The following is a 13,604-nucleotide window of genomic DNA, read 5'->3' on the forward strand; positions in this document are numbered from 1 at the left end:
AGAGTTACGTTTCGCGTTCCAGTTTTTTCCGCGCCAGTTTGCGGGCACGGCGGATTGCTTCAGCTTTTTCCCGGGCCTTTTTCTCAGAGGGTTTTTCGAAATGTTGCTTCAGCTTCATTTGCTGGAAAACACCTTCGCTCTGGAGCTTCTTTTTCAAAACTCTGAGTGCTTGATCGACGTTGTTGTCGCGAACACTGACCTGCATTTGGTTTCTCTACCTTGGAAGACTTACCTGAATGAGAGTTCCTAGAACCCCCGCCTTGTTAAGTAATTTTGGTGTCGTCCACATTCCGACATCAGCGTTCAGCCGCCCACGCTCCTCTTGAACCCAACATCTTAAGCCGAAGGGTGCGGTCACTCTGGCACTGGCTATCAAATACGCGCGGCAGACCAACGCATAGGCCATTGTGCCGATACACCGCTATGGCGAATAGGGGTCAGCTGGAGACTGGCCTCAGGTCTCGGGAAAAGGTACCTGCCGCTCTACTTGCAATGGTGGAACAGGCTTCAAACGATTTTCGCCCAGACGCGGATGCAGCCGCCCGGCAATGCCCCAGGCCAGCAGGCTTGCCGCTCCGGCGGCGGCAAAAATGCCGGATATCGGTGCCACCAAAAGGATCAGCCAGGCCACACCCGGTGTCAGGATGCCGGACACATCCCGATAGGATGAGTAGACTGCCGACATTTCGGTGCGTTCCGATGGTTTGACGGCCATCAGGAACGGCAATCCGGCACAAATGTCCAAAAGGATCAGAAAGAAACTGCCGACAAAGAGAACAAATACTGTTGCAGACGGGGCTGCTGAAACCAAGCTGGCGGTACAGAACAGACATGCGAAAGCCATGAAGCCGGTTTGAACCGAGCTGCGCACGGAGTGTTTCTGCATCCATCTCAGCATCACCGGCGACAAAAATAATCCAGCATTTGTGATGGACAAGAGCGTCCCGCCCAGCGTTTCTCCAAGGCCATTCTCAACAGCGAAGATGGGCAGATAAACAACATAGGCCCACCACCCGCAGGAGCGGATCACCGCAAATAGCCAACCTGCGATCAGGCGGGGTTGTTGTAAGAAACGCCCCAGAAATGCCAACGGATTAACTGGTGCATGCTGCGCCCGGGTAATCAGTTTGCCATTCCCCAGCCGTAGAAAGATGAACACGCCCAGCATGGTTGCAGCGGCCACGCCGGAAATCACGAATGGAGCGGGCCGCCACCATTCCCACAAAAGTACGCCCAGCATGGGGCCAACGGTCCATCCAAGGGCCGAATAGAACATGCGCAGCGTTTCGCATTTTCCGAGATCAATCCGGGAGATGTAATCCAGCACATAGGCGTTGAAACACACAAAGGTGACGACAGTGGCCAGCGAGTTTAAAACAAGCCCCAGAACGACCATCTCCGGGGACCCCAGAGCTGCGAGGCCCGATCCGACAATGAATCCCGTCGCCCCGATGCCGTACATCCACCGCCTCGCTATCCAGCGATTGAGAAAGGGAACGAGAAGCCCAGTCAGCAATGAGATGATCCCGATCAAGAAATAAACTGAACTGATCAGGGCCGCGTCCTGAAGCGCGTCGTACATCGCGATCGGAAAGACGGAAATCAGGATGCCGCGTGCAACCGCCTCAAACGCAGCCAAGGTCGCGAAACCCTGCACAGATGGTGCAGGCGCGTGTCGCAGCCATTCGGGGATTCGACGCTCAAACATCTCTTAAGGGGCCTAGAAGTATGCCTCCGAGCATGCGCAGTGCTCTTTGCGCGTCTGTTCAAAAAGCGGCACCAACAATGGTTCACGACGCATTTTTCGAGTTTGCCGTTCATTTCTTTGTGTGTCGGCCATCGGAAGTGACGCCAATTGCCCCGAGCAGGCCAGACTGCCTTTCACATCGCCAAACCGGCGCTTTGGTCGACACCCTGGCCCAAACCTCGACAGCCTCTGAACGGGCAGGATTTTCGCCAGTTTTCGCAAAAACAAGAGTTTTCAACACAATCGGCTCGGGGCAGTCGTTAGCTGCGCGACAGTTGAAAGGCTGGTTTGGAGCCGAGCATTGAGAGTGCGGTGCATGCCAAGCCATGGTTGGCGTCAGCCGAATTTCGCTGGACCACCATCTTTACCACTTCTTGCTGCACTTTTTGCTGCACAAGTTGCAGCACCCAAAATAGTTTTCTGCAACAAATACAATAACTTAAGACTATGTGTTAAACGCTTTTCGGACTGTCTCTCCGCCACTTCCGCGCAAGTCGGATTTGCCGTGTCGCCAGACGGACGCGTCTGCGGCGCTGGGTCATGGCATCGCGCCCTGCCCAAGCGTTTCAACAGCCCACACACAGTCCGGCGCGACCGAGCGTCGCAATATTGGACAAAACAAGGTCGATTGCCCTTGCACTCGCCGCATTCTGATGCAGTTTCTTGCATGTCACCAAAATTTCTGGATCAGGAGCGTCCGTGTCCCTTTTCATCATCGTTGCCTTGCCATTCCTGGGCGCATTGTTGCCCGGGTTGATGAACCAAGCGGGGCGTGCGGCCTGTGCTGGCGTGACGTTTACAGTGTCGCTGGCCGCCTTCATCGGATTGTTGACGAACCTGCCCGCTGTTCTGGCCGGAGACGTGGTGATGGCGCGGGTCGACTGGATGCCGACGCTGGGCCTGAACTTTACCTTGATGCTCGATGGACTGGGCTTCTTTTTTGCGCTCTTGATCCTCGGCATCGGGCTTTTGATCATCGCATATGCCCGCCACTACCTCAGCCGCAATGACAACATGGGTGAATTTTTCACCTACCTGCTGCTGTTCCAGGGGGCGATGGTCGGCATCGTGCTCAGCGACAACATCCTGCTTTTGCTGGTGTTCTGGGAACTGACGTCGCTGTCGTCCTTCTTGCTGATCGGATACTGGAAACACCTGCCCGAGGGGCGGCAAGGCGCGCGGATGGCACTGACCGTGACCGGCATGGGCGGGCTGGCGATGATCGGGGGGATGCTGATTCTTGGCCAGATCGCAGGCAGCTATGACCTCAGCGTCATCCTGCAAAACCGCGAACTGATTCAGGCCGATCCGCTGTACCTGCCCGCACTAATCCTGATCCTGCTGGGATGTTTCACCAAATCCGCGCAGTTCCCGTTCCATTTCTGGTTGCCCCATGCGATGGCCGCGCCGACGCCGGTGTCCGCCTATTTGCACTCGGCCACGATGGTGAAGGCGGGGATTTTCCTGATGGCGCGGATGTGGCCCGTTCTGTCGGGCACGCCGGAATGGTTCGTGATCGTCACCACGGCGGGTCTGGTAACCATGGTACTGGGCGCGGTCATCGCGCTCTTTAAACATGACCTCAAGGCGCTTTTGGCGTTTTCCACCGTCAGTCACCTGGGCCTGATCACCATGCTGCTAGGCACCGGCACGGCCTTTGGCGCGATGGCGGCCATGTTCCACATCCTGAACCACGCGACGTTCAAGGCCGCGCTGTTCATGTCCGCAGGCATCGTCGATCACGAAGCACATACGCGCGACATCCGCCGACTGGGCGGCCTGCGCAGCCTGATGCCGATCACCTTCACCATCGCGACCCTCGCAGCCCTGTCCATGGCGGGCATACCGCTGCTCAACGGGTTCCTGTCCAAGGAAATGATGCTTGAGGAGGCCACGCATACGGTGCTCTTCGGCTCCCCATGGCTGGTGCCTGCGCTCGCGACTTTCGGTTCGCTCTTTTCCGCGGCCTACTGTTTCCGCCTGATCGGTCACACGTTCCTTGGGCCCGTGCGCGATGACTATCCGGCCAAGCCGCACGATCCCGGCGCGGGTCTGTGGCTGCCGCCTGCCTTCCTTGTCACGCTTGTCGTGGTGATCGGTGTGGCACCGTTCCTGGCCGAGCCCTTTGTCAAACTGGTCACGGCATCCGTTCTGGGTGACGCGGCCGAGGTGCCCAAGGCCTATTTCAAGATCTGGCACGGGCTTGTTCCGGCCCTGTTCATGTCCATCGCGGCGGTCGTTGGTGGCCTGTTGATGATGGCGATCTTCAACCCTGCCCTGCGCCTGTGGGATGCGACACCGCGGCCCGAAGCCAAGACCATCTTTGAGGCCATCGTCGAAGCCGCCGCCGCATTGGCGCAGCGCATCATCCTGCCGCTGCACAACGGGTCGTTCACCCGCTATGCCGCCGTGGGCACCGTGGCAATTGTGGGTGCCGGGTTCTACGCATGGACAACCGGTACCGTGGGGGCACCGACGCGGGCGATCCAGCCTGCGGGCGTGGTGCCTGTCGTGGGCTGGGCGCTGCTGGTGGCGGCGACCGTCGCGCTCCTGTTCCTGCATCGCAACCGGTTCCTCGCGCTGATCCTGATCGGGATTGTCGGACTGATGGTGTCCATCGGATTTGTGTTCTTCAGCGCGCCGGACCTTGCCATGACCCAGTTCACGGTCGAAGTCGTCACGATCATCCTGTTGCTGCTGGCGCTCAACTTCCTGCCTAACAGCACCCCGGTGGAAAGCTCTGTCCTGCGGCGCGTGCGTGATGTTACGGCCGCCGTTGCGGGCGGGCTTGCGACCTTTGCTCTGGCGTTCCACTACCTGCTGCGCGATGCGGTCGACACACCGATCTCTGAATTCCACCTTGCCAATTCCTACAAAGGCGGTGGCGGCACCAATGTGGTCAACGTGATCCTCGTCGATTTCCGTGGATTTGACACCTATGGCGAGATCATCGTGCTGGGGATTGCTGCGCTCCTGATCTATGCCCTGACCGAAACCCTGCTGGACGGGCCGGTGCGTGCGCGGCTGCTGAACCGCATCCCGGATCAGCCACGCGCGGGTGACATGCACCCGATGATGATGGTCGTGTTGACCCGCGTCATCATGCCGGTCGTGCTGATGGTGGGCTTTTACATCTTCCTGCGCGGCCACAATGAACCGGGCGGCGGGTTTATCGCCGGCCTGATCGTGTCGATCGGCGTGGTGATGCAGTACATGGCCAGCGGTTTCTCTTGGGCCTCTGCCCGCCTCAAGTACCCTTACCACGGGGTGATCGGCGCGGGCGTTCTGGTGGCGGGCTTTACCGGCATCGGGTCGTGGTTCGTCAGCAAACCATTCCTGACCTCTGACTTTACTTATGTGCGCATCCCGCCGTTCAACGAGTTTGAACTGGCCACCGCTGCCCTCTTTGACGTGGGCGTGTTCCTGGCCGTCGTGGGCGCCGTGATGCTGTCCCTCGAAAGCTTCTCGCGGCTGGCGCGCCGCGCTCATACGGACGACCCTGATCACCCAATGGATATTGACCCTTCTCGAAACGAAGACACCACGCCCGACGACGCCGCAAAGGAGGGTGTGTGACATGGAACTGCTTGTTGCATCCGCCATCGGCATCCTGACCGCCGCGGGCATCTACCTCATGCTGCGGCTGCGGACCTTTCCGGTGATCCTCGGCATCTCGCTGCTGACCTATGCGGTGAACGTGTTCCTCTTTGCCTCCGGCAGGCTGACGGTCGGGGCACCGCCCGTGCTGCGCGATGACATGACGGTCTATGCCGATCCGCTGCCGCAGGCGCTGGTGCTGACAGCCATCGTGATCTCCTTTGGCATGACAGCGGTGGTGGTGATGATCGGTCTCGGCGCATTCCTGGGCTCCAACGACGACCATGTCGATGACCAGCCCGCAGGATCGGAGGACCGGACATGATGCACTGGATCATTGCCCCCGTCATCCTGCCTGCCCTGCTGGCGCCTACCGTGGTGCTGGCCGCGCGCTATCACATCGGCATCCAGCGGGTGTTTTCCGTCGTGGGCGTTCTGGCCCTGATCGCGATTTCCATCGGTTTGGCATGGCAGACCTCGGACGGGACGGTCATGCTCTATCAACTGGGTGACTGGGCCGCACCGTTCGGGATCGTGCTGGTGGGCGACCGCCTGTCGACGATGATGGTCCTGCTGACGGCACTTCTGGCGCTTTGCGTTCTGCTCTATTCCATCGGATCGGGCTGGGACAATCGCGGGCGGCACTTCCACGCGCTGTTCCAGTTCCAGCTGATGGGGATCATGGGTGCGTTCCTGACCGGCGACCTGTTCAACCTCTTCGTCTTTTTCGAGGTCCTGCTGATTGCGTCCTACGGGCTGATGATCCACGCGGGCGGCAATGACCGGCTGCGCGCGGGCGTGCAATATGTGCTCTTCAACCTGATCGGCTCGACCCTGTTTCTGTTTGCGCTGGGATCGATCTATGCCGAGACCGGGACGCTGAACATGGCCGATCTCGCCAATCGTGTGGCCTTGATCGACCCGGACGAGACGGTGGGCATCCGCGTGGCCGCCGTCCTGCTTCTGCTGGTCTTTGCGATCAAGGCCGCCCTTGTGCCGCTGCACTTCTGGCTGCCCTCCAGCTATGCCGAGGCACCCGCCCCCGTGGCCGCGCTCTTCGCGATCATGACCAAGGTGGGAGCCTACGCGATCATCCGTGTCTACACCCTTGTCTTCCCGCCCGAGGTCGAAGTAACCGCCGGGCTGCACGACACCTGGTTGCTGCCCGCAGCACTTGTGAGCCTTGCGCTGGGGATGACCGGCGTGCTGGCCGCGCGCAAGCTGGACCGGCTGGTGGCCTTTTCGGTGATTGGCTCCATGGGCATGGTGATGGTCGCGATCTCGCTGTTTACCCCCGAAGGGATCGCGGCGGCGCTCTACTATATTGTGCACTCGACGCTTGCAGGTGCCGCGCTGTTCCTGATCTCGGATCTGGTGCGCACGGGGCGTGGCAATCTGGACCTGACTGCGCAACCGGCCATGGCCGGGGCCGCTCTGACCGCTGCACTGTTCTTTGCGGGCGCCATTGCCATGGCGGGCCTGCCGCCCCTGTCGGGCTTTCTGGGCAAGTTGCTGGTGCTTGACGCCGCCTTTGGCAGCGACCGCATGGTCTGGGTCTGGGTGATTGTCCTCAGCTCCAGCCTGATCAGCATCCTGGGCTTTGCCCGCGCAGGCAGCATCGTGTTCTGGAAGGCCCAGAGCATGCCTGCGACCGAGGCCGAGATGACCCGACCCGCCGCACTGTCCTATGTGGCGGTGGGTGCGCTTCTGTCACTGCTGATTGCGCACACGGTCTTTGCCGGACAGGTCCACGGATACACAACCACCATGTCCCAGCAGCTCTTTGCGCCGCAGGAGTATATCTCGACCGTAGTGGACACCCCGGGCAAGCTGAGCACACCGAAGGAGGGATACTGACATGATGCGCCTGTATAACTGGCTGCTGCCACATCCCCTTTTGACGCTGCTTTTGGCGCTGGTCTGGATCCTGCTGCAAAATCAGGTCTCGGCGGGCATGGTTGTCTTTGGCCTCATCCTCGGCATCATCATCCCGCGCGGCACAGCGATCTGGTGGCCCGATGCACCGACGGGTCTGCGCATGGGCAAGCTGGTGCGCTACATGGTGATCGTGTTGTGGGACATCATGGTCGCCAATATCCAGGTCGCGTGGATCGTGTTGACCGTGCCCAATTCGAAACTAAAGCCTGCGTGGATCGACATCCCGCTTGATCTGCGCCTGCCCGAAGCGATCACCGTGCTGGCCGGGACCATCACCCTGACCCCCGGCACGGTCTCTGCCGATCTGTCGGACGAAGGGCACTGCCTGCTGGTCCATGTGCTGCACACCGATGACCCGGACGCCATCCGGGACGAGATCAAAACCCGCTACGAGGCGCGCCTGATGGAGATCTTCACATGACGTCTGCTGTCGAATTTCTGGACATCGCCATCATCGTGGCCTTTACAGCCCTCGCGATCGGGCAGATCTTTTCCATGATCCGTCTCATTCTGGGCCCCAGCATGGGTGACCGGATCCTCGCGCTGGACACCATGGTGATCAACGCGCTGGGCATGGTCATCGTGCTGGGCATCCGGCAGGGTGTGCAGATCTATTTCGAGGTTTCGCTGCTCATTGCGATGCTGGGCTTTGTCTCGACTGTTGCGCTGACGCGCTTTGTACTGCGGGGGGATATCATCGAATGACGGGTGATGTGATCGGACTTTATGCAACCGCCCTGTGCCTGCTGATCGGGTCGGGCTTTGTCATCGTGGGCGTTATCGGTCTGCTCAAGTTCAACGACCCGATGACGCGCCTGCACGCACCCACCAAGGTGGGCACCGTCGGCATCGGTATGTTGCTTCTGGCGTCGATGATCCATTCCTTCACGCTGGGGCAGACGTCCCTGCACGAGCTGCTGATCATGGCCTTCCTGTTCGTGACCGCGCCGGTGTCGGCCAATTTCATCGCCAAGGTGAACATTCATCGCCGGGCCTGCGACATGCCCCCGCCGCCGTCGGTGGATGACACATGGTCGACGCTGGACACGCCCGATACGGAGCCGGCACACACACACGCACCCTGATCAGAAGAGCTGCCGTTCCTTGGCCAGCAACGCGGCCTGTGTCCGGTTCGACACGCCCAGCTTGGCCAGAAGGTTCTTGACGTGCAGCTTGACCGTGACCTCCTGAATCCCGAGGTTGCGGGCGATTTCCTTGTTGGACAGGCCAATGCACAGCTGCTCCAGCGTCTGCATCTCGCGGTCCGACAGATCGGCAAACGCCTCATCGCGGGCGGTCGGCGCTTCGGGTGCTGCAAAGTCGAAGGGAAAGTACCGCTCGCCCGACAGGACAAAGCGAATGGCATTGACCATCGAGGCCGCGGTCAACGATTTCGGAATGAACCCATTGGCACCGCGCGTCATCGCCGCATTGGCGACCTCGCGATTGGCGACCCCCGACATGAGCGCCAGCTTGACCGCCGGAAAGGCCTTGTGCGCCCGGTCCAGACCATCCAACCCGTTCATACCCGGCATATTGTAATCAAGGATCAGCAGGTCAATCGCGTCGAGCCCGCCCATCTTTTCCAGCGCCGTGTCCAGATTGGGGGCGGTCAGCACTTTGAATTCACCACTCGCCTCCAGATAGGCCGCGATGGTGTCCCGCACCAGGTCGTGGTCGTCGGCAAGAAGAATATTGGGCATGGCGGCGGTCCTTGATCTTGCACAACGCATAACAACAAACCGCATCAAAAAAGAGGCGGTCCTATACTTTGGTATAGGTAACTATGCCAATGCCCCAAGCGCAAGCGATCCGGTCGGGTTATCTACAATTGAAACCCTGAATCGAAGGAACGGTTATGGCTCAGTATCACCACTCACGGACATGGGCGTTTGTCTTCGGTATGCTCATGTGCTGGACACTTCCCGCATTTGCGCAAAACGTGATGGGGTTGCAGGTGACTGCTTCCCCATCACACACCGAACCGACAGAGTTGAGCCTCGAGGCGCTGGACGCCATGGACCAGGTGACGTTCACGACAACGACCATCTGGACGGATGGCGATGTGGAGTTCTCCGGCGTGCCGCTCAAGGCGCTACTCGATCATGTCGAGGCCGATGGCAGCACGGTCGAAATGGTTGCGCTGAACGACTATGCGGTCTCGATGCCGATCGACGCACTCGAGGACACCGCCCCCATCGTCGCCACCCGCATGAATGGCGAAACCATGTCGGTGCGTGACAAGGGGCCCTACTGGGTCGTGTTCCCCTATGATAGCGATCCCAAATACCGAAGCGAGCCGATATATGCGCTGAGTATTTGGCAGCTCAACCGCTTGAAGGTCGTGGATTGACCGGGCAATGCCGCCTAATGTGACGCGCAAACAGGGGGCGCGTGTGAAGGCAGGACCAAACCGGTACCGCGTGGCGATCTTGGCAGGCTTCGGCCTGCTGATTTTGCTGTTGGGGATCATGGCGACAAATCTGGTGTCGCAACTGCGCGATCTGTCGATGGCGGCAGGCGACAACACACAATGGAGCATTGCGCAACTCGACACCGAGTTTGCCAATCTCAACGCCACCCTGTCTGATCAGCTGTCCGATCAGGATCTCGCCGCTGACGATATCGGGTTGCGCATCGACATCGCGCTCAGCCGTCTGGCCATCATCAATTCCGGGCGGGCCGCCGAGATCTTTGGTAAGAACGACGACGCCCCGGCCCTGATCGCCCCGATCAATCAGTTCGCAGCGGAGGTGATCGACATTGTCGACCGCCCCGGCCCGCTCGCCATCGAAGACATCCGCATCATCCGCGACAAGGTCAGGGAAGTCCGGCCCGAAGTGCGCAGCATCGCGCTGCTAGGTGTGCGGCTGGGCGCTGAACAATCCAAGGCACGGCGGGCCGAGTTCTCGCAGCAACTGTCGCGGACGGGGGGCATCGCCATCGCCCTTCTGATCGCCATGGCTGCGTTCCTGATCGTGCTGGACCGGCTTTTGCAGCGCGCGGTACGGCGCGATTCCGAATTGTTGACCTCATCGCGCCAACTTGAAGCGACCGTCGGCGCATCCCTCGACGCGATCGTGACGGCCGACGACGCAGGCCGGATCATCGGCTTCAACGCCGCCGCTGAACAGGTCTTTGGCTGGTCCCGCAACGAGATCCTTGGCCTGACAATGGAAGACACCTTTATCCCGCACCGGATGCGCGACGCCCATCACAATGGCATGAAACGCTATCTGTCCACGGGCAAGCCGCGCGTGGTCGATGCCGGGCGCGTCGAACTGGCCGCCTTGCGCAAAAGCGGTGAGGAATTCCCGGTCGAGCTGAACATCACAACCGCCGAAGATGCCGGCCGTACGACGTTCATCGCCTATATCCGTGACATCAGCGCCCGCAAGATCAACGAACAACAACTCATCGATGCCCGCGACAAGGCGCAGCGCACGGACAGGGCAAAATCCCAGTTCCTCACGGTGATGAGCCACGAGATGCGCACCCCGCTCAACGGTATTTTGGGCGTCCTCGACTTGCTCAAGACCACGACACTTGATGCGCGGCAAAAGCGCTACACCGATATCGCCACGTCTTCGGGCGAGGTCCTGCTGGAACACATCAACGAGGCGCTCGACATCACCCGGATCGAGACCGGCGCCTTGCAACTGACGCCACAGGATTTCGACTTGCCCGACCTGATGGCGGGCCTGATGGATGTGTTCGGGCCGCTCGCGCGCGAAAAGCAGCTTGGGCTATCGCTCAAGATGGATGACGCGGTCAAAATGGCCTTCCACAGCGACAGCAACCGCTTGCGCCAGATCCTCACCAACCTGATCGGCAATGCGATCAAGTTCACCGACGCGGGCCGGGTCTCTGTCCATGTCAGCGGCATTCACGGGGCCGGCGAAACTGCGCTGCGCATCGCGGTCTTGGACACCGGCGCCGGCATCGCGCCCGATCAGCAGGACCAGATATTCGAGGACTTCGTGGCGCTTGCCCATGGCGAGGGACGGCAGACGCGCGGGGATGGTCTGGGCCTGTCGATCTCGCGGCGCATCGCCCGTGAAATGGGCGGCGACATCGCACTGACCAGCGCAAGGGGGCGCGGGTCCACCTTTACCCTGACCCTGCCGGTCACGCGGCCCAAGTCCGACGCACCCGAGGCACCCGTCCCGCCCGAGGTGCCTGCCGAACCGGTCCGCGCCTGTTCCGTGCTGGTGGTCGAGGACAACGCCATCAACCGCAAGGTGCTGGGCGACATGCTCGAGGGGATGGGGCACAGTGTCCTGCAAGCCGTGCACGGCGCCGAAGGGCTGGAGCTGGCCGCGACAGAGACCTTTGACCTGATCTTCATGGACATCAGCATGCCCGTTATGGACGGGATCGAGGCCACGCAGAAACTGCGCGCAGGCGACGGCCCCAACGCGCTGACGCATATCGTGGGCCTTACCGCGCATGGGCGCGAGGAATATCGTGATGCCGCCGAACGGGTTGGGATGAACCGGTTCCACACGAAACCCATTCGCCTCGATGCGCTGCACAGCATCCTCGCGGACATCACGGCGGCGGCGTTCCCGTCCAATGACGGGCTGAACGTGCCCGACGCGCTGACCGAACTGATGGACGCGCTTGGCACCGCCAAGGTCAGCGATATCGCCGACAGTTTCTTTGCCGAACTGGCCGCGTTCATTGCCGCGGCGCGCGCGACAGACGATGGCAACACGCTGGCCGAACACGCGCACAAGATGAAGGGGGCGGCGGCCCTTCTAGGGCAATCGAGCCTCGAATCGCCCCTCGCGGATTTTGAAAAAACAGCGCGCGCAGGCGCTCTCGACGATTCGTCGGCCCGCGCCGATGCGCTCGAACAGATTGCCGCGCAGGCGCGCAATGCCTTTGATCAGGCCCTGGCAACACACCCAAAGACGTGACCCCCTATCCTTCGGGATAGATCACCACTTCCAATGCGCCCCAACCTATCCCCCCGCGCCGCCCTTTTGAGGGTCGGGGCGTCTTAAACCTTTGTTCATCAACACGGACCGCCTGGAGGGGTCCTCAAGCAAAGGAAGAAAGACATGACACAGACAAAAGAAATCATCGTGGTTGGCGGAGACGGGTTCTGCGGCTGGCCCACGGCACTGCACCTGTCGGGCCTCGGCCACAACGTCACGATCGTCGACAACCTGTCGCGCCGCGACATCGACGCCAAGATGGGCGCAGACAGCCTGACGCCGATCGCATCCATGGAAGACCGTCTGGCTGCATGGAAAGAACAGACAGGCCGCACCATCGGTTTTGAAAACATCGACGTGGCCCGCGACTTTGACGCGATCTGCGCCCTGATGGCGACCAAGCAACCCGACACAGTCATCCACTTTGGCGAACAGCGGGCCGCACCCTATTCGATGAAAGGTGTGGGCGAGAAACGCTACACCGTGGACAACAACATCTCGGGCACGCACAACCTGCTGGCCGCGTCCGTTGAACTGGGCCTCGACCCGCATTTCGTTCACCTGGGCACCATGGGCGTCTACGGTTACGACGATGACGGGCTCGAGATCCCCGAAGGCTACCTGCCCGTCTACATCCCCGCCGATGACAAGCAGATCATCAAGCGTGACATCCTCTACCCGACCAATCCGGGCAGCGTCTATCACATGACCAAGTCGATGGATCAGCTGTTGTTCCAATTCTATGCCAAGAACGACCGGATGCGGATCACGGACCTGCACCAGGGGATCGTCTGGGGCACACAGACCGAGGAAACCAAGCTCGACGAGCGTCTGATCAACCGGTTCGACTATGATGGCGACTATGGCACCGTGCTCAACCGTTTCCTGATGCAGGCTGTGGTCGGCCACCCTCTGACCGTGCATGGCACAGGCGGCCAGACCCGCGCGTTCATCCACATCCAGGACACCGTGAAATGCCTCGCTCTGGCAGTCGAAAACCCGCCCGCCCGTGACGGCAAGGTGGCAATCCTGAACCAGATGACCGAGACCCACACAGTCCGCGAGTTGGCCGCACTGGTTGCCAAAGCATCCGGCGCCAAGATCGCCAATGTCGACAACCCGCGCAACGAAGCGGCGGAAAACGATCTGCGTGTGTCCAACAAGACCTTCCTGTCGCTGGGTCTGAAACCGATCACGCTGGCCGAAGGGCTGATGGATGAAACACAGCAAATCGCGGCCAAATATGCGCGTCGCTGCATCCACAAGATGATCCCCTGCGTGTCCACGTGGACGGACAACCAACGCCCCGGCGTTGTCACTGCGGCAACCCACAAGGCGGCCTGAGGTCACACGGAAACCTCGCACCGGATCTGCTTGGA

General features: G+C 60.6%; 12 protein-coding genes. 9 read left to right on the top strand and 3 right to left on the bottom strand.

Annotated elements, in window-relative coordinates:
- Window positions 1-4: 4 nt before the first annotated feature.
- A complete protein-coding gene (gene rpsU / locus Q0949_RS06155) occupies window positions 5-205 on the bottom strand; it encodes a 30S ribosomal protein S21 (RefSeq protein WP_090270699.1) in 201 nt (66 codons plus the stop codon).
- A gap of 249 nt (window positions 206-454) precedes the next feature.
- Window positions 455-1,708, bottom strand: a complete 1,254-nt coding sequence (locus tag Q0949_RS06160; protein ID WP_299369728.1) for an MFS transporter — start codon at window positions 1,706-1,708, stop codon at window positions 455-457.
- 738 nt (window positions 1,709-2,446) lie between these two features.
- Here Q0949_RS06160 and Q0949_RS06165 point away from each other — a divergent pair.
- From Q0949_RS06165 to mnhG, 6 genes are read left to right on the top strand one after another with little or no spacing between them, the layout of a single operon-like run.
- Window positions 2,447-5,323: a monovalent cation/H+ antiporter subunit A gene (locus tag Q0949_RS06165; protein ID WP_299369730.1), complete on the top strand. Its 2,877-nt coding sequence runs from the start codon at window positions 2,447-2,449 to the stop codon at window positions 5,321-5,323.
- Window position 5,324: 1 nt separating this feature from the next.
- Window positions 5,325-5,669: a Na+/H+ antiporter subunit C gene (locus tag Q0949_RS06170; protein WP_299369732.1), complete on the top strand. Its 345-nt coding sequence runs from the start codon at window positions 5,325-5,327 to the stop codon at window positions 5,667-5,669.
- Window positions 5,666-7,201, top strand: a complete 1,536-nt coding sequence (locus Q0949_RS06175; RefSeq protein ID WP_299369734.1) for a monovalent cation/H+ antiporter subunit D — start codon at window positions 5,666-5,668, stop codon at window positions 7,199-7,201. The genes Q0949_RS06170 and Q0949_RS06175 overlap by 4 nt, the downstream gene beginning before the upstream one ends.
- Before the next feature lies 1 nt (window position 7,202).
- Window positions 7,203-7,703, top strand: a complete 501-nt coding sequence (locus tag Q0949_RS06180; RefSeq protein ID WP_299369736.1) for a Na+/H+ antiporter subunit E — start codon at window positions 7,203-7,205, stop codon at window positions 7,701-7,703.
- Window positions 7,700-7,987, top strand: coding sequence for a K+/H+ antiporter subunit F (locus Q0949_RS06185; protein ID WP_299369738.1), 288 nt, complete (start codon window positions 7,700-7,702; stop codon window positions 7,985-7,987). Before Q0949_RS06180 ends, Q0949_RS06185 begins: the two co-directional genes overlap by 4 nt.
- On the top strand, window positions 7,984-8,367 hold the full coding sequence (mnhG, locus tag Q0949_RS06190) for a monovalent cation/H(+) antiporter subunit G (RefSeq protein ID WP_299369740.1): 384 nt from the start codon (window positions 7,984-7,986) through the stop codon (window positions 8,365-8,367). Before Q0949_RS06185 ends, mnhG begins: the two co-directional genes overlap by 4 nt.
- Here mnhG and Q0949_RS06195 read toward each other — a convergent pair whose 3' ends face one another.
- A complete protein-coding gene (locus tag Q0949_RS06195; RefSeq protein WP_299369742.1) occupies window positions 8,368-8,985 on the bottom strand; it encodes a response regulator transcription factor in 618 nt (205 codons plus the stop codon).
- Window positions 8,986-9,239: 254 nt separating this feature from the next.
- On the opposite strand from Q0949_RS06195, the gene Q0949_RS06200 reads away from it, so the two are divergent.
- The 3 genes from Q0949_RS06200 (at window position 9,240) to Q0949_RS06210 (ending at window position 13,569) form a co-directional block, all read left to right on the top strand.
- Entirely contained in the window at window positions 9,240-9,635 is a 396-nt protein-coding gene (locus Q0949_RS06200) for a molybdopterin-dependent oxidoreductase (RefSeq protein WP_299369745.1), read from the top strand.
- 43 nt (window positions 9,636-9,678) lie between these two features.
- Window positions 9,679-12,204 (top strand): ATP-binding protein, encoded by a 2,526-nt coding sequence (locus Q0949_RS06205; RefSeq protein ID WP_299369747.1) that lies wholly within the window; start codon window positions 9,679-9,681, stop codon window positions 12,202-12,204.
- Between the two features lie 144 nt (window positions 12,205-12,348).
- Window positions 12,349-13,569: an NAD-dependent epimerase/dehydratase family protein gene (locus Q0949_RS06210; RefSeq protein ID WP_299369749.1), complete on the top strand. Its 1,221-nt coding sequence runs from the start codon at window positions 12,349-12,351 to the stop codon at window positions 13,567-13,569.
- The last annotated feature ends 35 nt before the right edge of the window (window positions 13,570-13,604 follow it).

It is taken from the genome of uncultured Tateyamaria sp., from assembly GCF_947487805.1.
Lineage (GTDB): Bacteria > Pseudomonadota > Alphaproteobacteria > Rhodobacterales > Rhodobacteraceae > Tateyamaria.